15 protein-coding genes, 1 pseudogene and 1 CRISPR repeat array are annotated in these 20,279 nt (G+C 38.0%); of the genes and pseudogenes, 2 read left to right on the top strand and 14 right to left on the bottom strand.

Features of this window, described 5'->3' with window-relative positions:
* Positions 1-2: 2 nt before the first annotated feature.
* Genes brxC through ACFQ19_RS18525 form a run of 3 tightly spaced genes read right to left on the bottom strand, consistent with a single transcriptional unit; the run spans position 3 to position 4,783 of the window.
* Positions 3-3,578 (bottom strand): BREX system P-loop protein BrxC, encoded by a 3,576-nt coding sequence (gene brxC, locus ACFQ19_RS18535; protein WP_379594172.1) that lies wholly within the window; start codon positions 3,576-3,578, stop codon positions 3-5.
* Between the two features lie 16 nt (positions 3,579-3,594).
* A complete protein-coding gene (locus ACFQ19_RS18530) occupies positions 3,595-4,176 on the bottom strand; it encodes a DUF1788 domain-containing protein (protein WP_379594171.1) in 582 nt (193 codons plus the stop codon).
* Position 4,177: 1 nt separating this feature from the next.
* Entirely contained in the window at positions 4,178-4,783 is a 606-nt protein-coding gene (locus ACFQ19_RS18525; protein WP_379594170.1) for a DUF1819 family protein, read from the bottom strand.
* 201 nt (positions 4,784-4,984) lie between these two features.
* On the opposite strand from ACFQ19_RS18525, the gene ACFQ19_RS18520 reads away from it, so the two are divergent.
* Positions 4,985-5,158 carry a hypothetical protein gene (locus ACFQ19_RS18520; protein ID WP_379594168.1) on the top strand — a complete coding sequence of 58 codons (174 nt, stop codon included), beginning with the start codon at positions 4,985-4,987 and terminating at the stop codon, positions 5,156-5,158.
* A gap of 412 nt (positions 5,159-5,570) precedes the next feature.
* Positions 5,571-6,661: a CRISPR direct-repeat array (repeat unit 36 nt; unit sequence GCCATAATTCCCCTGTAAACTTTGATGTGGTATGAT).
* A 151-nt stretch (positions 6,662-6,812) separates the two neighbouring features.
* On the opposite strand, the gene cas2 is transcribed toward ACFQ19_RS18520, so the two are convergent.
* From cas2 to ACFQ19_RS18480, 8 genes are all read right to left on the bottom strand, one after another.
* Positions 6,813-7,133: a CRISPR-associated endonuclease Cas2 gene (cas2, locus tag ACFQ19_RS18515; protein WP_379594167.1), complete on the bottom strand. Its 321-nt coding sequence runs from the start codon at positions 7,131-7,133 to the stop codon at positions 6,813-6,815.
* The gene (gene cas1 / locus ACFQ19_RS18510) at positions 7,126-8,028 is read right to left on the bottom strand and encodes a type II CRISPR-associated endonuclease Cas1 (protein ID WP_379594166.1); all 903 of its coding nucleotides are present in this window, start codon (positions 8,026-8,028) and stop codon (positions 7,126-7,128) included. Before cas1 ends, cas2 begins: the two co-directional genes overlap by 8 nt.
* A complete protein-coding gene (gene cas9, locus ACFQ19_RS18505) occupies positions 8,018-11,254 on the bottom strand; it encodes a type II CRISPR RNA-guided endonuclease Cas9 (protein ID WP_379594165.1) in 3,237 nt (1,078 codons plus the stop codon). Before cas9 ends, cas1 begins: the two co-directional genes overlap by 11 nt.
* A 481-nt stretch (positions 11,255-11,735) precedes the next feature.
* Entirely contained in the window at positions 11,736-13,139 is a 1,404-nt protein-coding gene (locus ACFQ19_RS18500; protein WP_379594164.1) for an MDR family MFS transporter, read from the bottom strand.
* A 203-nt stretch (positions 13,140-13,342) separates the two neighbouring features.
* Positions 13,343-14,785: an MDR family MFS transporter gene (locus ACFQ19_RS18495; protein ID WP_379594163.1), complete on the bottom strand. Its 1,443-nt coding sequence runs from the start codon at positions 14,783-14,785 to the stop codon at positions 13,343-13,345.
* A gap of 222 nt (positions 14,786-15,007) precedes the next feature.
* On the bottom strand, positions 15,008-16,015 hold the full coding sequence (locus ACFQ19_RS18490; protein WP_379594162.1) for a ketoacyl-ACP synthase III: 1,008 nt from the start codon (positions 16,013-16,015) through the stop codon (positions 15,008-15,010).
* A 225-nt stretch (positions 16,016-16,240) separates the two neighbouring features.
* On the bottom strand, positions 16,241-16,492 hold the full coding sequence (locus tag ACFQ19_RS18485; RefSeq protein ID WP_379594161.1) for a DUF3923 family protein: 252 nt from the start codon (positions 16,490-16,492) through the stop codon (positions 16,241-16,243).
* Positions 16,386-16,637 (bottom strand): hypothetical protein, encoded by a 252-nt coding sequence (locus tag ACFQ19_RS18480; RefSeq protein WP_379594189.1) that lies wholly within the window; start codon positions 16,635-16,637, stop codon positions 16,386-16,388. The genes ACFQ19_RS18485 and ACFQ19_RS18480 overlap by 107 nt, the downstream gene beginning before the upstream one ends.
* A gap of 200 nt (positions 16,638-16,837) precedes the next feature.
* Here ACFQ19_RS18480 and ACFQ19_RS18475 point away from each other — a divergent pair, with 200 nt between their 5' ends.
* Positions 16,838-18,106: an aminotransferase gene (locus tag ACFQ19_RS18475; RefSeq protein ID WP_379594160.1), complete on the top strand. Its 1,269-nt coding sequence runs from the start codon at positions 16,838-16,840 to the stop codon at positions 18,104-18,106.
* 152 nt (positions 18,107-18,258) lie between these two features.
* Here ACFQ19_RS18475 and ACFQ19_RS18470 read toward each other — a convergent pair whose 3' ends face one another.
* The 3 genes and pseudogenes from ACFQ19_RS18470 to ACFQ19_RS18460 form a co-directional block, all read right to left on the bottom strand.
* Positions 18,259-19,131 (bottom strand): DNA-3-methyladenine glycosylase family protein, encoded by an 873-nt coding sequence (locus ACFQ19_RS18470; RefSeq protein WP_379594159.1) that lies wholly within the window; start codon positions 19,129-19,131, stop codon positions 18,259-18,261.
* Positions 19,132-19,147: 16 nt separating this feature from the next.
* Positions 19,148-19,471 (bottom strand): annotated as a pseudogene (locus ACFQ19_RS18465) (GrpB family protein); the annotation flags it as partial.
* 96 nt (positions 19,472-19,567) lie between these two features.
* Positions 19,568-20,092 (bottom strand): DinB family protein, encoded by a 525-nt coding sequence (locus ACFQ19_RS18460; protein WP_379594158.1) that lies wholly within the window; start codon positions 20,090-20,092, stop codon positions 19,568-19,570.
* Positions 20,093-20,279: the final 187 nt, after the last annotated feature.

Below are 20,279 nucleotides of genomic sequence, written 5' to 3'. Positions count from 1 at the left end.
TTTTACACCAAATGAATCGTTGTATCATCATCCAATTCATCCAATAGTTGTTTTCTTAATTCTTCTACAAATTGATCCACGTCTTCCGTTGATTTCATCGTTTTAGTTCCTTTGATTAATAGATTTTTACTTAGTGTTTTCGTTTGTTGCTGCTTAATAGGAGTTGTTTCCATTTGCTCAACTGGTTCTGAATCCGCTCTAGCTGGGGTTGACTCAACAACCTCAGTTGCCTGGAAAGCTACCTCTTGTCTTGCTTGCTCTAACTCTTCCAAACAACGCACTTTCAATCGGTCACTTTCCACCTGCATAGAAACTGCTTTATATAAGTCGTTTGTTCGATCCAAGCGTTCTTTTAAATCCTCGAATCGAGAACGAAATGTTGTCGCAAACTTTTGCTTCAAGTCCTCATCCTTTGCTAGTTCGTCCATAACCGTCTGCAAATCAGTTTCAATGGTTGCCCGCACTGGTTTACATTCTTCTTCCACCAAATCAAGAAATTCTTCATCAAAAGCACGGTATAGTTCCGGTAATTCCTGAATCCGATCATATGGCTTCACATGATTAACTATGTTGTCCATCTTCCCCACCAGCTCAATAATATGATTATCAGTTACATAAGTTCGATTATTTTCAAAAATGGCCAATTTCTTTTTAGCTGCGTCATATTTATCTTTCTGATTTTCAAAGAAATCTTTAACTTCTTTCACGTCGTAGGCATAATCTTGCAATTCATGGCGCTGTTCCCGCAGCTGTTTAAACCAGGTTGTCGTGTCCTGAATTTGCAGAATCGATTCGATTACCTCTTTCCCATCTTTCACAATCGCTTCCCCTGGATAATTAGCCGTGCGATACTCCCTTAATAAATCAGCAAGCTTTTCTTTTTCCAAATACAGATGCTCATTGAACTTCTGTTTCAACCCATCTTCATCACTTGGAAGCGCAGAGATACCAAAGAGTTCCTTGCTCAAATCTCTAGCATTTTTGAGCAATGCAGAAGAAATGCGTTCCCGTTTTTTCACAACAATCCGGTCCACATAATCTCGTTTTGTCAGATAATCAATCAAACGATTATCATTCAACTGCAGTTCATTATGATTCATTCGCAGTTTCACTTCTTGCGCTTTAAATAATTGTAGTAAAAAGGATGTAGTATCTAACTCCAGCCAACCATAAGGCTGTTCTGAGAAGTAAGCTGTTATGCTTTTAATCGTCATTGGCTGATTACGGGCAGTTAATCTAGCTACATAATTGTCCACTTCCTTGATGGCCAGTTGATTCGGTTCATTCCCTTCATCCATCGAAAGCTGTGTTGATTCACTCGCAATTGCTTGCAATTCTTTTGGTGTATCAACAAATTCCGTAACATAATCTAATTTATGATATAGTGACTTAATCAATGTCCGGAAAGCTTCATTGATGCGATCGGCCGGTGATTTCTTGTTAATGCTCAGGACTTGCGAATTCACAAATACATCTGCCGATTTCAATGCTTCTGTTACATAGGTTGTAATCCGTTCACGCCGTTCGGAAACTTCCCGTGATTTACGTGTTTTGATATCCTCTACCGCTTGCGAGACGGCAGTGCCGCTCTTGATTTTCAAATAAGCTTGAATTTTTAGTATCTCTTCCATTTCTTCTAGGTAAGATGTGTCTGATGGAAGTTTAAAAATCACATTATTTTCCCGTAACGACATCATTTTCAATTCCGATTGATTATAATCCATCGCTGCATCGGCATAAGGAGTCAGCACGCGTATGCCGATATCACTGGATTGTGTTCTTACGGGGCGATCATCGATGATCGCATTAAATGGAAAATGATGCTTGGTGGAATAACGGAATTTTTTATCCCGATAAATTCCTTCAAATATCTCTTCTCCAATTTTCATGACCACTTCCGATGTTTCCACATGCATGTTTTTTATTTCCCGGTTTACATCCTGCTCATCATTTGTCAGGAAGACATACTCCTCCCCATTTTTTTGGATGAGGGTTTGTCCAATTAATCGGGAAAGGGAACTTTCAATGATTTTCTTCCGTTCCAGCTTATCCGTATCCATATGGTCAACCATCAAAGTAGCGATATTTTCCAGACTTGCCGGCATCTCTTTGACATATTTTATCAAGAACAACAGTTTCAACACATCAATATCATATGATTCCAATTTCTCGTTATTTCCTGCTTGGATGATAACGGTGCGGATACTCGAATCCAAAAACGTTTCAATCGTTTCATAGAACGCCGAAAATGGTACAAGCAGTCCTTCCTCCTCATCGGCAAAACGGATGGCAGATTCCTGAAAAGCGCTTAACAAGGAACGTTCCCCTTCTGCCAAGTGTTTACCAGAAGCACCATGAATCCGGACACCGGTAAATACTTTTTGCAGGAGATTAAACTGATAGGGAACAAACGGGTACACACCGATAAAATCTTCCTGGTTTGCATATTTTTTCATCTCTGCACTGTTTTCCGTAAAAGTTAAGAGATTTTGCAGGATAAATTGATTTTTTCGGTAGACCTCTTCCAAGGTCTCTGTCCCTGCCTCATTCTTTGTCAGGATTCTTTTACGGATTACTTCGTCCACGAAAGCACTTGAAAGACTTAATTTCGTGTCAAAACGTCCCTGAATCTTGGAAAAGTCATTTCCCTTAACAGCCAGAACCGAATCAATATCTTCTTGACTCGTCACAGCAATCCATGCTTTCCCTTTACATTGTTGACCAAGTTCGTGCACAATCGTTTGCAAATTCAGCATCGCATTGGAATTATCACCAATGAATTGCCCGACCTCATCGATCATAAACGCAATATGATGGTTATCTCCTTGCTCATCGATATATTCTTTCACACGTTTCGCAAAGCGATCAATACTGATGGAAAATTCCTGTTCCGCACGTTCAAACCAATTCCGTGCTGCCTCTTCACTCATTTGCGTGGACTGACTCAGCGCCTCGATAATCGCATCTTCTTCATAGTAAAAATCTTCGCGTGCATCTTCCCATTTACTGTCGGAAATTTCCTGGAAGTTTGCCTTAAACGTTTCATACGTTCCATCTCGATGCATCTTCCGTTCAATTTCTGCAATCCAGGGAATCGCACCGCAGAATCCTTGCATCTCATTAAATACTTTGTTTAACACTTTAACAATCGAATCCTTGCCTGCCATCGCATCTGATTCACTTTTTGCATCAATATCAAATAAGACAACATCTGTGGTAATGTCGCCTGCTTTTTGCATATCTTCCCTTATTTTGGAATTTTTGATTTTATCATCAAAATAATCTATGGCACGCTTTCCATTTATCTCTCGATTCTCAACCAGATAAGATAAGATTTTAAGGAAATGGGATTTACCAGATCCAAAGAAACCAGATATCCATACTCCTATCTCATCTGTCGGCTGCTCAATCCCTTTTCGATAAGCAGCAAAAAATTCGCCGATATGTTTATGTAACTCATCTGTAACAACGTATTCCTCAAGTTCCTGCTGAATATTTTCACTATCATCCTGACCTATTTTAATAACACCTTTAATATCTCGGTCAATTTCTCGGTCGAACATTTTGCGTATCTGCATATTTGATTTGTACCTCCTACTCACTTACCAATTGAAATGCACGATAGTAATTTTCGTCTTTTATCTCCCCAAACAGCTGTAGCTCCTGCCCGTCGTAACGTCCAGGGAAAAACAACACCACCGGAATCTGACCGGCTGCTTTATGTAAATTGTTTAAAATAACATGCGAGCGAATCATCGGAAATACTTTGCCAATTCCCGTGATAAAAATAATATCATTTTCTTGTACGCGCTCTGCAATGTATTGAATAACCAAATCATTGTTCAAAGTCAGTCGCAATGCTTTTCTCGTAGCATTTAAAACATAAGAACTACCTTTTTTCTCCTCCATTTGGAAATTCTTTTGCAAGTACCCCTTGTCATCAAGAATTTCCAGCACTACTTCATATAAATCAAACTCTACGATACGTTGACTGGAACTATCGTGGTTTATTCGATCTTTTAAAAAGGCAACATGATTCCGTACCAGCATCTCATATTCTGGATGATAGTCAAAAATATGGTAACCAACCTCATTCCCAAGTCCTTTATTCTCTTGGAAAGAAGAATCCGTAATCCGCGGGAATATTTCATCCAACCGTTCATGGATTGTTTTCATGCTATCTCGCCCCCTTTCCTATAATAGCATCAATGTAACGCGTATCCTCTGCATTTCGCATATAATCCAAGACGTCCGGATGAAGCAACGGGATTTGTATTTCCCGTTCGGATGAATTATTCAACAAACCAGCATCCGTTAATATCCGTAAATACACCTGTTTCAATTTATAAAAGGTATATTCTTTCCAATTTGCAACGACTTCACTCTGTTGTCGCTTTGCTTCAAAAAAGGCATTAAAATCTCTATCTTCCAACACTGGCTCATGAACTGTCAGCTTTTCCCGGAAGATTTCATGCATAAACTCAAAAAACAGACGGTCTGTTTTAAGTATGGCATACAACGTAATAAGCTTACTTGTATGGATATCGGTTGTGACTATTTTATTAATGAGAAATGTATCCAGTGTTTTGAGCCGTTTCAAAACCGTTGTGGTTATTTCCCGTTTACGTTGTTCTGTTTTTACTTGAAATAAATTTTGATGAATTACTTCTTTTTTTATGACTTCCTCACTAAAACCTGTTGCATATAATTCGGCAACTTTATATGTTTCATTATAGAGGAATGGTTTTGATTTTATAGTTGAGCGATATGGTAATGTGTTCAATTGCTTCCAGTCCTTTATAAAGGAATATTTGGTTTTATTTTATCATGGAATGGGGCGGAATGATAGCACTGATGGTTGTGAGGTATAAATGTGGTTGGTGGAGAATAGGATTAAGTATACTTGGCCAAGTATTAAAAAAGAGTAAAACTACGTTAGGAAGTGAAGTTTTTCAGTTTACAAATAAAAATAAGGAGGTTTATTATGAAAAACTTTCCTGTTTTTATAAAATATAATCATAATATTAGACATCAGGAAATGACCATTAAAATATATATAACACCATATATCGACAAGAAACATCCTTATAATGGAATCAAAAAAGTAATATTAAATATTGTTTCAAATATGATTATTTTAATGAAAGTATTTTATTAAAATAAAATTTAACAGCATTTAACAGCATTATGAAATAGATTCATCAAATCGGGCCCGATTTAAAACCTAGATTCCCGGACACTCGTAACGAGGTGAATGATAAACCCAATGGTACCGGTCATTTGACTTCCCATATAATCGTTATGTGTATTTAACACATAACGATAGGAATAAGAAGCAAAAAAATGGAACAAAGACTATTATTTCAAGGTTTTTCTGACTTCCTAGTTATGTGAAGGCGGGAGTCAAGGTTAAAAAGATCATTTTTCTTTAACAAGGTCATTCTTCTCATTCTAACGTGTGATTTTACTTTACCATTGTTCCCCTGTGATTTCTGATGTGATATTTTTAAAGCTATGATTCGTGATTTTCATAAGTTCACGAGGAGTAGCTTTTTTTCATTTCAATCTATTTAATAATTTCTTTCTAAACTTTGATGTGGTATGATGCCGGTTGCACAGGCGGAGGTAGAGAAAGAGCCATAATTCCCCTGTAAACTTTGATGTGGTATGATGCTTTTTTGGCTATTTCTATGATTTCCAAGCCATAATTCCCCTGTAAACTTTGATGTGGTATGATTCAGCAGCCAGAGGCGGTCACGTCATTATCGCCATAATTCCCCTGTAAACTTTGATGTGGTATGATAGAGGTCATTAACGGAAAGCATGGTTCAGGGCCATAATTCCCCTGTAAACTTTGATGTGGTATGATTCCGTGTTTGTCGTAACCAATATCGGTAACGCCATAATTCCCCTGTAAACTTTGATGTGGTATGATCCGGAATAGTAGGTGTACCTCGTCGGCATCGCCATAATTCCCCTGTAAACTTTGATGTGGTATGATACTACCAAATTATCAATGAACGGTATTTGCGCCATAATTCCCCTGTAAACTTTGATGTGGTATGATTGTTAGATAATGGCAGAAGGAGAAATCTACGCCATAATTCCCCTGTAAACTTTGATGTGGTATGATAAATGCAACAATAAGTGTACTTCTTGCGGAGCCATAATTCCCCTGTAAACTTTGATGTGGTATGATCTTTCCCCTTTTGTATTACCTGTAATATTAGCCATAATTCCCCTGTAAACTTTGATGTGGTATGATTGATAAGGCAAATAACACCTTCTTGGACCTGCCATAATTCCCCTGTAAACTTTGATGTGGTATGATGAGTATCTGAAATAGATGCTGAAATTAAAGGCCATAATTCCCCTGTAAACTTTGATGTGGTATGATTCCATGTTCCGGATGAATAGGGTTCTTCGTGCCATAATTCCCCTGTAAACTTTGATGTGGTATGATAATGTGGGAAGGAATAAAGCAGGTTCTTTCGCCATAATTCCCCTGTAAACTTTGATGTGGTATGATTTGCAAATTTTAGAGTATTCTTCCACATCTGCCATAATTCCCCTGTAAACTTTGATGTGGTATGATCGCATGGAAGACTTATACGTTTGGGACGAAGCCATAATTCCCCTGTAAACTTTGATGTGGTATGATACATGGCCATAAAACCCTTGATACATCCCCATTTCAAGGGTTTTATATTTTTGAAAAAAGTTCTAAATTCCCTTTATGTCACCCCTTTTATTTTGTTTTTCAAAAAACCTCATGAAAAAAATGCCTGCAATCAAAAATTGCAAGCACTTTCTTAAAAGAAATCAATTTTATTTGCTCCCAGCTCTTCTTCAGGGGTAGTCGTCCCTAACAAAATCTCCATATTTTCAAATTGTTTTTCCGTTATCTTTAACGCACGTATTGCACCATTCACAGAAGGAATATTCTCTTTCACCCTTCTCATATGTTTCCGAGCACCATCTTCGCCATTACAAATCCGGGTATATATGGAGTATTGCAACATTGTATAACCATCATTTAATAAAAACTTTCGAAATCGAGCATAGGCTTTTCGTTCTTTTGGTTTAATTACCGGCAGATCAAAAAAGACAATAATTCGCATGTATTTACTCATACGTGTGAACTGCGATATTCGTAAGTTCAGGCAAAACCAATATACTTGCATCTTGCTGCCGGCATGCAGATACAAAACTTTTCACCATTTGATCAACTCCATGTGTAATACTTAACTTTTCTTCGTTCCAAACTGCTTCTATATCAAGAACTTGAAACAAACCTTTACGTATCGCTGGCGACCATTCCATTTCGCCAGTTACATTTAAAGCAATAACGACATCAACAAATGGCCGCAACACTTCCATGAAATCATCGGCCAAATTAAACGCATTGGTCTGGCTATCATGAAACACGCCAAAAGTCGGTGTAAACCCATATCTTATCAACGATCTGGCAACTAGAGACCGGATGATACTATATCCATAATTTAAAGAAATATTGAACACATTATCTTGCCTTCGCTGAAACCCAACACCAAATAATGATTCAAAGTATATTTTCGCACCATATGCCTCTCTGTTTGTCCGGTCACCCGACTCAACACTTCTGCTGACAGAATATACTTTTTGGGCTTCTTCACCTTTATGAATCAATTCTAAACATCTTGCCTGATTCTCCAGCTTCTTAATGACAACCTTTTGCCAAATCCGTTTTTTAAAGGGTTTGCTAAGGTCTCTTTGCATTTCTAAAACCGTTCTTTGTCTGGAATGCCGATGGAAAGGCTGCACAATTCCGCTCGGCATTCGCTTTCTATCACAGATAATGAGCTCTACATGGTACTCAGTGCATTTTGATAAAAGTCCGTTCGTAAGCGTGATTGCAGGATCCTCCAAAGTAATCGTTACGATATCCTCTAATGGTACTTTTATGGAATCTTCTTGTTTAATAATTAACTGCTCCTGGGACGTAGATAATTTTGCTGGATTTCGAATAACCAAATGTCTAAACGCCATAACGTTTCTCCCTATGAACTTTTGATAAGTTACCCAGAGGATCAGTTTGATATTTTTCAAGAGTTTTCAGTCCCTGAGACCCAACGCCATCTTTAAAACTATTCATGTGATCAATGATATTGATTCTAGCATCTCCTGTGTGAACTCCTTTAAAGTAAAAGATTCCCTCATTCCATGTAACAATATCTTCTGTATAAGATTTTACATTCCTTAATTTAGGAACTTTAATACGCACTATGTCATTCGGAAATAAATTAAATAGAAATTCATATTCATCTGTTATACCTAACCATTCTGCGTAAGGTTTTTTAGCCGTTATAAACCTATCCGGCACCTTCTTCGCCAAAACATCACTCACATAAACCGGCGCTAAATAATACTTCCCGTTCTCTTTATGACGAAACACCTCTGTTCGGGCAATACTGGCATTTTCAGCTACTGTTTTATCGTCGAGATGATAGACTCTGTTAGCAGTGGATTCAATTTTTACACTGCGAATTACCGGAGCTGTTTCCGGGTTCTTGGACGGTTTATACAATGATATGCTGAAGGCTTTAGCTGCATCCTTACCATATTCCAAATATCTTTCCTTAATAGCCTGATAGGTTTTTGGATCTGTTTCTTTTCCGTACATTGGAAAATCGCCATTTTTATCAAACTTGATATTTTCAAGTCTTTGTTTCGTCACCATTAAATTTAATCCTTTTTCGGTATAACCGCGATGCCGACGAATGGTTTCTTCATGAATTTGTCCTTTTACCGAACGCTTTGGCATTCTCGAAACAAAGATGGGTTTAACGCGATTAATAAAATCCTGATCGTAACCAGATAATGCCAGGGTTTCTAATGCCAATTTCAACTGATCTGGATCTTGCAGCATTCTTGCCTCCAGCTCTTTAGTGAATCCCGGCCACGGCTCTGGAAAACGTTCTCCTTTTCGCCTCAATAATTGGGAAGGATACTGCTCACTATACTTAAAATATTTACTTACTTTATCTTGAAATGGAAGACTAACTGCAACAAGTACCGCGTCAAGGGCATGGTGCAAGTCGTTTTCTTGCCTGTTTTTATTGAACCCCCACCGCTTTCTCATTAAGGAAGTATAAGCACCGTTCACAGTAAACACACGTTGTTTCCGGTCTTCACCTTCTCTGAATTTCAAATTATCTTCTATAAATCCTTTTAAAAATCTAGTAATGTAGCGCGTGTCATTTAAATGTCGGGATTTAAAGTTATCTTCTTGCTCTTCATCAAGATTTTGTTTCAACAACAAATCCTTTTTCTTTTTCCGGATTTTCAATGAGTTTACATAAGAAATATACTGCTCCCACCTGCGGGCATCACTACGACCAAACCATTCATATGGCGTTTTGTTTTGTTTATTTTGGTTTTCTTTTGATAATACAAGTACTTTATTTGCATTACTGTCATCAAAACTGCGGCTGTACGGAATAATATGATCCACTTCTGCCTCTCCATGTTGAAACAACTGGTCCATTGAAATAGGCTTTATCGAATATGCACATTTTCCGTCTTGTTCTTCCCATAATTTGTATTTTAATATATCATGTCCGCGTGGTGAACTTATCTCTGGATGAAGCTCCTGTATACGGTCTTTCGCTTTTTCATTAACCGTGCGATTTTTATTATATTGTTTCTCTAGATCCCGCCGATCTTTATAATGTCTTCCCATTTCTCTGGCCAATTCAATATACACTTCATCCGGAGACCCATATCTTTTTATAATCGCATTAAACACTTTTCTGGTTTGTGATAATGCCCGAATCACAACCGGATTAGCAATGTCATCTGCAGGAATAACTGGAAGTAATTTTTTCTTTTCCTTATCTACTTTTTGATTGAATTGATAACCGGCGTTTTCACATGCTTGGTGATAAAGAAAGCCTTCTTCCAAATAAGGAATAATGTTGTTTAATGCCTTCAATGAAAGATGACCAAATTTGGCATAAGATAAATTTAAAAGCTCTTCAATCAACTCTGAGTGATAAGCTCTATTCGCTAAATTACGTACTTGTTTTCCATTACTTGTTACCAGCTCATTGAGCAGATAGTCGCGTGTATCATTATCGTCTTTGTACACTGTCACAGCGTATGCGAACGTGTCAAAATCAATGGGCCGGTACGACTCTGCCAATGTTTTACCTTCTGTCTTTTCAATAATCTTTTTTATTTCATAGTGACCTGCAAGCGAAAGAAATACCTTGTCCTCGTTTTTAACATTTGTTTTTCCTGGGTCATAAAATAATTCATTAAATCGTTCATGGTCAGCTAAAGACAATACTTTACGGATATCTTTATATTTCACTTCTTTTTTGCCCATTAAACTATCCATAACAGCCTGACGCTCTTTATCTGTTAAAGCACGTTGAGGTTCTTTTGTAGAAATGATACGCAAACGATTTATCTTATCCAGTGCTCGAAATTTTTCAAATGTATAAGAAAACTTTGGCGCGCGCTTTTCATTTATTTCAAACGTACATGACCCAATTCGTTTTTCTATATCATCTTGTGTGGAAAATGGTCGTTGTGAACTCCAGATATTTATGTATGTTTCCTCATTTTCCTTTTTGGCAAATCGATTTCCAAATTCACGCTGCTTTTCAAAAATGTTTCTAATTTCTCGTTCAATTTCACTCCGTGCTAAAACATGAGAATACTCACCGCCCTTATTACGCTTCCTTCCACAGAACTTTTCATCCATGACAAGCATTTCCGCAACAGTACGGTACGCTTTCTCTTCCATCAACTTCGAGTTTTCGTTCACTGCTTGTTTCAGAACACCGCCTTCCCCATCTTTGGTTTCACTTTTACGATTAGATTTAAATCCTCTGTTTTTAGCGTAGTGAATTAAGATACGGGCAAATTCTCGATCTGAAAGGTGACGTTCCAATCCATTTACTCGTACCAGCCAAACATCCAAATCACCATCTTGCCATTCAAACAAATTATCTGCTTCTACTTCAGACAAAAGCCCCTTTTTTATAATAAAATCACGAACACGGCCAACCCGATAACGGCGACGGCGCAATCTTTTACGCATAGACCTCGCCTCTCGTCTGGGGGCAGCAAGGGAAGACCCATTCTTTGGATTTTCAGCCACATCAAAAACTCGAGCATTCATATCCTCGATACGATTCTTATCTAAATTAATAACTGCCCACCCAACAGACGAAATACCTATGTCCAATCCAACACTGTATCGCATTTAAATCACCCTAAATATGTATTTTTAAAACATTGAAAAGACAAACTTTTCAGTATGCAGTAAACCAAAAGAAATTATTAAAGACTATGTTAATGACAATCGCTATATGTCATAGCGTATAAGTTTTAGTACGATAGACCTGCTTTAAGTATAAAAAAAATGACTAAAAGCATTTAGTCATTTTTGGGGAACTCCGTTTAACACGGAGCTAGGCGATCCCCAACGCCACGGCTTAATGCCTTACCATAATAACTTACCTGTAAACTTTGATGTGATATGATTCTATCGACTTTCCCCTCAGTCGATAATTAAATCGTAAATGTTTTCAGTTGTTTTGTCAATATAGTTATTTAAATTTTATCTACTCATTTTGCAACTTTAATTCAAAAATAACACACCAAACTAAAAAAGCACCCAGAACCAAAACAGTAACAAACTGTTTCAGCGCCAGGCGCTTTCACTTAAAAAATCGGTATAAACCTTACGCAGCACGATCTCCCGGTTTCACTTCTTCTTTCAATTTAAAGGAAAGAATGAATCCAATAATAGCTATAACAGCAGCTACAATAAAGGAAACATTCACGCCATGAACAATACCATTAACATCCTCACCAGGTATAGCCGCTGTAGACATGATGGTGACAAGCACCGCAGTTCCGACCGAACCAGCTACTTGGCGGAAGGTGTTATTCATTGCTGTACCATGTGGAATCAATTCGTTAGGCAACTGATTCAATGCCAAGGTAGTCATCGGCATCATCACCATCGCAATAGAAATCATTCGAATGGCATTCATCGTTGACAGATAAGCAAAACTTGTATCCACGGATAAGTTCGTAAACGCAAAGGTTGTTATACCCAGCAGTAATAAACCGCCTCGAGCAAGCCATTTGCCTCCAAACCTGTCAAACAGATAACCGGTAATCGGGTTGGAGAATCCCATAATAATGGCACCTGGCAACAATACAAGCCCAGATTCAAGAGCCGAGAATCCAACCATATTCTGCATATATAACGGCAAAATAACGTTTGTTCCGATCATCGCAGCGAAAACAAGCATTCCTAAAGCTGTTGCCAACGTAAATGTTCCATGCTTGAATACCCTGAATTCGAGCAGCGGTTCTTCCAAATTCAATTGTCTTGTGATGAACCAATAGAGAGATAGCGCACCAACAACAAGTGTTAAAATCACCTGCAGGCTCATCCAACCTGCATCACCAGCGACACTGAAACCGTATAGAAGTGCACCGAATCCTACTGTGGAAAGAATCACAGATAGAATATCCAATTTTGGTTTTTTTAGTTCTGTTACGTTTTTCAACAAGAAGTATGCCGCAATCATATCCAAAATAGCAATTGGCAGTACCACATAAAAGACACTGCGCCAAGGGAACTGATCTACGAGCCAGCCCGACAGACTCGGACCAATTGCCGGAGCGAACGCAATAACAAGGCCGAACAGCCCCATCGCTGTACCTCTTCTATGGACAGGGAAGGTTAAGAACAAGATGGTTTGCATCAGCGGCATCATAATACCCGCACCTGAAGCTTGTAAAATCCTTCCAACTAATAAATATGAAAAATCCGGTGAAATGGCTGCAATAAAGGTTCCTAAAGTGAATAATCCCATTGCAGTCATAAATAGCTTTCGTGTAGTGAATTTATCAATTAAAAAAGCCGTAATTGGTATCATAATACCATTTACGAGCATAAAAACAGACTGCAACCATTGCGCTGTACTCTCACTCAAGTTAAGATCTTGCATAATGGGCGGGAGTGCAGTACCTAGCAACGTCTGGTTTAAAATAGTAACGAAAGCACCTGATAGTAATACCGCAAAAAGCGGAATATATTTTCTTAATTCAAATGATTTTTCGTCCTCCATTATATACCAACTTCCTCATAAAATTTACTTCTAAACAACAATATTAAATAATAACATATATAAATTTATCTAGCAACCGTTTTATGGTAATCCATATTTAATCTATTTTTTATTTGATATTTCTTCTTCTTCCCAAGATAACGAACGATCATTGCATGTATCATAAAACGACGCCAAGAATATCTTTGACGCCGCTCCAGACTTTATTTTTCTTCGCGATACACCGACTTTTCCTCTTGAGCCGATGAATTGCCATTCTTGATAAAAAAGGTCAGCACAACTCCGATAAGCGAGAGTATCGTAATAACCATAAAGGCTTGATTTACACCATGAATCATCGGATAAGCTATATTCGGATCAAGTTCCGCAGATACTTCCGATGTCGTCATTACCGTAATAACGATAGCCGTTCCAATGGACGCGGAAACCTGACGCATGGTATTGGTCATCGCTGTACCATGTGGAATCAACTCCCTAGGAAGCTGATTTAAGCCAGCAGTTGTCACAGGCATCATAACCATGGACAAACCAAACATTCGAATGGCATACAAAATTGTAACCATGAGCATCGATGTAGAAGGCCCCAGATTAGCAAAGGCAAAAGTTGAAACAGTAATAATGATAAGCCCGATAATCGAGAGCCACCTTGCACCGAACCGGTCAAATATGCGGCCAGTGATTGGAGACATCATCCCATTTACGAGAGCGCCGGGCAGAAGCACAATTCCTGCTTCCATCGCCGTAAAACCACGCGCATTTTGCATATAAAGCGGAATCAGTGTTTCTGCACCAATCAATCCCATAAACGCAATCATTGGAATAATGGTTGACAACGTAAAGATTGGATTTTTAAATACCCTGAATTCCAGCATCGGTGTCTCCATACGCAACTGTCTGAAAATAAATGCTGTCAGAGCCACAACACCAACAACTAATGTGGTAATGGTAATGATACTCCCCCAGCCATTGTTTCCTGCACTTGTAAATCCATATAAAAATCCGCCAAAACCGAAAGATGATAACATAATCGATATAATATCCACTTTCGGGTACGTTAATTCCGTAACGTTTTTCATTACTCTTACAGCAAGTAAAATAACAATAATAGCAATTGGCAATATAATTAAAAATACTGCGCGCCAAGAAAACGTGGTAATTACCCAGCCGGATAAAGCAGGTCCGATTGCCGGAGCAAAGGAAATCACAAGCCCGACCAGCCCCATCGCTACCCCGCGGTTTTGTACAGGGAAAAGCAATAAAAATACTGTCTGCATCAACGGCATGATAACGCCCGCTCCACTAGATTGAATGGTCCTTCCCAAAAGTAACATCCCAAAGTTCGGGGCAAGGGCAGAAAAAGCTGTACCGACAGCAAACACAGTCATCGCCGTGATAAATAACTGCCTTGTCGTGAAACGTTCCATTAAAAACGCCGTTACAGGTATCATCACGCCATTAACGAGCATAAAAACTGTCGTCAGCCATTGCCCGGTGTTGGCACTCACATTCATTTCTTCCATAATTGGTGGAATTGCAGTAATCATCGTCGTCTGGTTTAAAATTGAAATAAACCCACCTGTGAGAAGCACAATAATGATGGGTGTTTTATTAAATGATTGCACTTTTGAGCGGTCACCTTCTTTCATATAACAAATTACAATAGAGACTATCTTACATGAATCATTTTGTTTTGTCGACGATTGTGCTTTTTATCACATTTTCCATTCCTATCTAAACTTGGAAAACATAATAAATAGACACAAATTTAAGCAGTATAATAAGTAAAATAGCTCAAAAAAGACAGAGAGAAAGGATTATTGTAGATGCCTTCATCACAAAAATCCTTTCTCTTTCCTGCCCTTATTAACTTACAATGGTGTTGGTGTATTGACTTGTTCATCAAAATGGATTTGTAACAACTGGCCTGCATGCACTAAACCAGATCCAAACCCATACATAAGTACCCGATCTCCATTTTTGACTTTTCCTTCTCTAATTCCAAGATCCAGCGCCAAAGGAATCGTTGCGGCAGAAGTGTTTCCGAACTTTTCGAGACTGTAAAGTGTTTTTTCGATTGGATGTCCTAGTTTCTCACAAATCGGTTCAATCAATCTTAAATTCGCACTATGCGGGATAAACCAATCCACTTCGTCCATGCTGGTTTCCGTTTTCTCCAACAGGTGCCGAATGCTGTTCGGTACATTTCTTACCACCCACTTGAAAACTTCTCTTCCATTTTGGACAAGATATTTCGTGTCTACTAATTCCACATCATTTACTTTGGTTGATAAGCTCGTCTGATAGACGTGCTGTGCGGCGCTTCCATCACTTCCTACATGAAATCCGATAAAATCGTTTGATTCCTCTTCTTTTTCCACCAGCACCGCTCCCGCAGCATCACCAAATAGAATACACGTATTTCTATCTGTATAATCTGTTATTTTGGACAGAGCGTCTACTCCAATCACAAGCACTTTTTGATGAAGACCAGATTGAATGAAGCTATGCGCAGTATGCAATCCATAAACAAATCCTGCACAAGCCGCACTCAAGTCAATTGCTCCCGCTTGTTTGATATTCAATCGGTTTTGTATGATGCTGGCAACGGACGGAAAAGGAAAATCCGGTGTACTTGTTGCCACCATAATCATATCGACATCTTCAACCGTCTTATTGTATCTATGCATTAAATCTTTTACCGCTGATACGCATAAATCACTTGTAAATTCATCGGAACGGGCTATTCTGCGTTCATGAATTCCTGTCCTCTGGACAATCCACTCATCGGTTGTTTCTACCATTTCTTCCAGGTCAAAGTTAGTAAGTTTTTTCTCTGGTGCATAACTGCCAATTGCAGTGACTCTTGTTCCTATCATCGTACCCCTCCTATATGTTTAGAAGTTAGTTTTATTACTTGGTGCTAATTGTAACATAAAAAAGTGTTGATAGCTTCCTGAAAGGATAGAAAAACATTCCATTTCAATGAAGTTATGTACTCAAAAGTTGTTCTCGTCGCACATTAGAGAAGATCTCCCTTCCCATTTCATTAAAAGGGAAGGGGTGACTCGTTCACAACCAATGATTCATTCGTTCATTTTAGATTAATTACGCTTTCTTTTCCTGATAAAATAAAAGAATATCAATTGACCTATCAAAACAACAATAAAAAAGACACCTAAAATAATAAATGCCAATAATCTCAATTCCGGAGTCTGTACTACACCGGATCCGTCTACATGACGAACACTAATAACAATAGCTGCTGCAGTAAATAATAGCAGCCAAATAATATTTGTTATCCACCATATCTGCCAATTCTTCTTTATCGAGATTAACGTAAAATTCCAAATCATCTTCTTTGATAAAGATATGATATTCTTTGCTGGCTTCCGGACGGCTAAAATTCTGTAGCCCTTTTCCGATAAAGTAACCCATCGATGCTATCCCAATAGCCAGGGCAACAAAACCAAATCCTAAACCGGATATTTCTATCTCCATTTCATATTCCTCCCTGTTTTAATTACCTTTATTTACGAAAAGCGTATGAAGAAAGTTTCAATAATGGAATAATTAGAAATAAGAAATATCTCAATAAATAAATAGTTTGCTAACTTAATACGTTTTCCCTTGCATTTCCCACTAAATGAAATAAAATTATTAACGAGGAGAAATATAAGTAATTTTGTCGGAGGGATAGAATGAGCGAATTGAAACAGATGAATCATGCGAATCTGCAAAACCTGCATGATAAAGCAAAAGAAGCATTTGAAGCTGCCAAGAAAGAAAATCTTTCCTTAAATATGGCCAGAGGAAAACCAAGCCCGGAACAATTGAAGCTATCATTGGAATTGTTAAATACAGTAACCGCTGATAATATGGACGATCATTTTTCCGTATTAAATTACGGAATGGTCGATGGTTTACCAGAAGCAAAAGAATTATTTAAAGAACTATTGGAAGTAAACACGGAAGAAATCATCATCGGAGGCAATGCCAGCCTGAATATCATGCATGATCTCATTTCTAAAGCATTAATTAAAGGCGTTATCGATAGCGACAGGCCTTGGGGAAAAGAAGATCATGTTAAATTTATCGCCCCGGTTCCCGGCTACGACAGACATTTCACGATTTGTGAACAGTACGATATCGAAATGATTTCTGTAGATATGCTGGAAGATGGTCCTGATATGGACAAAGTCGAGGAACTTGTCCGCAACGATGCATCAATCAAAGGTATATGGTGCGTTCCTAAATATAGTAACCCAGAGGGGATTACGTATAGTGATGAAGTGGTAGATCGTCTGGCGAAAATGGAAACGAAAGCAAAGGACTTTAAAATATTCTGGGATAATGCGTATGCGGTGCATGACCTTACAGATAATCCTCCGACTTTAAAAAATATGTTAGAAGCATGTAAACAAGCGGACAATCCGAACAGGGTGTTTATGTTTGCCTCTACTTCTAAAATAACTTTCCCGGGATCTGGAGTAGCCGCAGTAGCAGCAAGCAAAGAAAATATAGATTTTATTAACAGCCAGCTGAGCGTGCAAACTATTGGTCCTGATAAAGTTAACCAGCTGCGCCATGTCCGCTTTTTCCAAAACTATGATAATATCCTGACGCATATGAAAAAGCACGCAGAAATTATGAAGCCAAAATTCGATAAAGTCATAGAAATACTTCATTCTAAATTGGATTCCTATGGCATTGCATCATGGACAGAACCTGAAGGAGGCTATTTTATCAGCCTGGATACCATGGATAACTGCGCTTCTGAAGTCATCCGTCTTGCCAGAGAAGCTGGAGTAACCTTAACAGGAGCCGGCGCTGCCTTCCCATACGGACAAGATCCTAGAGACAGAAATATTCGCATTGCCCCCTCCTTCCCTTCATTAGGTGAAGTGGAAAAAGCAATCGATGTGTTATGTACGTGTATTATACTAGTGAGTACGGAGAAGTTTTTATAAAAGGAAACAAGCCATTTGGCGGTTAGACCGTCAAATGGCTTGTTATTGAATCAACAAGTTTTTCATATTGTGTTATCCTTCTCTATTTTTTGTCTGCAGGTAGTCATAGATCATCGATGACATCCCATCTCTTATTTTCCAACAAATACATATTAACGATCGAACCAATAAGCTAAGAATTTAAACTCTCCCCATTCTTTATACAACTGTTGCAATTGCGATTTGGGAGGAAGTTCACCAGCAAAATATTTATGCTTTACATGCTTCTTAAATTCGCTGTCTACTGGTAAAAAGTCATACCGCCCTAACAGCATTAAAATGGTACTAAGCGCATAAGGCCCGACTCCTCTTATCTCCTTTAATTTATAAACGACGTGTTCAGTTGCCATTTCCGGATTTGTGAGCTCATCTAATTCATATGCATGATTGCATAACTGGAATGCGAGTTCATAAATATATTCACTTCTATAACCTAATTTAGCGTCTTGATTTAAAAAAGACTTTTCCTTTTTCAAAACAGCTTCCGGTCCAGGAAACGTAAATAATCCCAAATCTTCCGAATACCTGTCTCCCAAAAGGGTCACAAAATTCGTTGTCATTGCAATCGTCCGGCTCCAGGTCGTATTTGTGGTAAGGATGGTCTTTACAATATCTTCAAAGATGCTCGGGGAGCGTAATAGTCTTCCTCTATTCTCTGTTACAATTTCCTGCATACCCTGGTCAGCACTGCACATTTTATAAAAAGCACTAAAGTCCTCGTCTAAGCGAAACATCCATTTCACTTTGCGAATAACCTCTTTACTTTCTTTACTCGTTAACGTTTCCTTATCTCCTATTTCTACAACCAATGTATCTTGTTCTTGTTTGATATGAAGCAGAACGATTTTACCAGTTGTTAATTTTTCCACCCTGCTCAACCTATCTCCATCCTCATTACGATAGAAAGGCGGTAATAAATACCACCCATGATCTGTAACTGTAGCATGAAAGTTGAATTTGTCTGGTAAGGTAATAACCTTCTTCAATGAGTTTTCCTCCTGACTAACAAACTATTTTTTTTATATCAAGATATCCTCTGTCGTACAAAGAATCACAAGCAGTATACATCGTTCCAAATGTTGGAGTAAATTTTGATTTCGTGTACTCCAACATTTCGTTTTCCCTTTTTACTTTTAATCGATAAAATCCAATTGTCTGTAATGCCTTAAATGTTTTCGCTTCTACTTGATGGATGCTTTCAACTCCTAATAGCATATCGATCACTGGCTTAGCGTTAATGTCCTGGATTGCGGTACTTCCTATATGCTGAATAGCTTTTTCATCTACGTTTAAAATATTTTTGATTTGCTTTTGTATCCTTAAAAATTCTACCGGCCATTATTCATCATGCGGAACTAGCTTTACTTCATTTCTTTTTCATCCTAAATTCATTACACTCCTCCATTTCTAATGTTCATTCATTCATTTATTAACTCTCTCTTCTTTAAACCATTTACGAAGTTGATTAATATGAGCTTGATGATATCTATTATGGTCTGCCAAATGCCAAATTCCCCATCGGATCGTTGCTTCTTTTCCATCTTCGTAATGGACAATCGTGTTCAATTGATTATCCTTCAGCTGATAACAAATCGACTGGAGCATATCAAATACCTCATCATAATCAGATAACAGCTTCTTCAACGAAACATCGTAAATCGGAGGTATTTCGTTATTTTCATCCAACATTGGTCCATACTTATTTTCAAGTTCTTCAGGTATCGAACCCCCTTTTATTCTATAAAACCAATTGAGGTCTATGTAAGCCAGATGTCTGATTAATTGCGCAGTACTATTATATTTTTGTTCCGGTCCTTTATAATCTATTTCCTCTTGCGACATATCTGCAACAATAGTTTTTAACCGATGATAATTATTTTCGAGAGCTCCATAAAGCATACTTACAACAGGATCCATTTTAGAAGGACCTTTTAAATCTAAAATCATTCGCCTTCTCCTCTCTAATATGGAATGAAATTTCCTTTTAATTTATTTTTATATCTCTCTATCCTGAATTATTCACAGAAAAACCTTTATAACGCGCAATTACTTGGCTGACAAGTAACGAAAGCGTATAAGTCATGCATCAAATAAATGAAAAAAGAACCCGTTTCTGATAAGGTTAAAGCATCAC

It is taken from the genome of Oceanobacillus locisalsi (genome assembly GCF_042675985.1).
Lineage (GTDB): Bacteria > Bacillota > Bacilli > Bacillales > Amphibacillaceae > Oceanobacillus > Oceanobacillus locisalsi.
This window is presented reverse-complemented; position numbering and strand designations above follow the sequence as displayed.

Excerpts from the sequence above, each read along its gene's own strand:
- ACFQ19_RS18460 (WP_379594158.1), bottom strand. The coding sequence starts at position 20,092 with ATGATTTTAGATTTAAAAGGTCCTTCTAAAATGGATCCTGTTGTAAGT.
- brxC (WP_379594172.1), bottom strand. The coding sequence starts at position 3,578 with ATGCAGATACGCAAAATGTTCGACCGAGAAATTGACCGAGATATTAAA.
- cas9 (WP_379594165.1), bottom strand. The coding sequence starts at position 11,254 with ATGCGATACAGTGTTGGATTGGACATAGGTATTTCGTCTGTTGGGTGG.
- cas2 (WP_379594167.1), bottom strand. The coding sequence starts at position 7,133 with ATGAGTAAATACATGCGAATTATTGTCTTTTTTGATCTGCCGGTAATT.
- ACFQ19_RS18490 (WP_379594162.1), bottom strand. The coding sequence starts at position 16,015 with ATGATAGGAACAAGAGTCACTGCAATTGGCAGTTATGCACCAGAGAAA.
- cas1 (WP_379594166.1), bottom strand. The coding sequence starts at position 8,028 with ATGGCGTTTAGACATTTGGTTATTCGAAATCCAGCAAAATTATCTACG.
- ACFQ19_RS18500 (WP_379594164.1), bottom strand. The coding sequence starts at position 13,139 with ATGGAGGACGAAAAATCATTTGAATTAAGAAAATATATTCCGCTTTTT.
- ACFQ19_RS18495 (WP_379594163.1), bottom strand. The coding sequence starts at position 14,785 with ATGAAAGAAGGTGACCGCTCAAAAGTGCAATCATTTAATAAAACACCC.
- ACFQ19_RS18480 (WP_379594189.1), bottom strand. The coding sequence starts at position 16,637 with ATGGAGATAGAAATATCCGGTTTAGGATTTGGTTTTGTTGCCCTGGCT.
- ACFQ19_RS18530 (WP_379594171.1), bottom strand. The coding sequence starts at position 4,176 with ATGAAAACAATCCATGAACGGTTGGATGAAATATTCCCGCGGATTACG.
- ACFQ19_RS18520 (WP_379594168.1), top strand. The coding sequence starts at position 4,985 with ATGAAAAACTTTCCTGTTTTTATAAAATATAATCATAATATTAGACAT.
- ACFQ19_RS18475 (WP_379594160.1), top strand. The coding sequence starts at position 16,838 with ATGAGCGAATTGAAACAGATGAATCATGCGAATCTGCAAAACCTGCAT.
- ACFQ19_RS18485 (WP_379594161.1), bottom strand. The coding sequence starts at position 16,492 with ATGATTTGGAATTTTACGTTAATCTCGATAAAGAAGAATTGGCAGATA.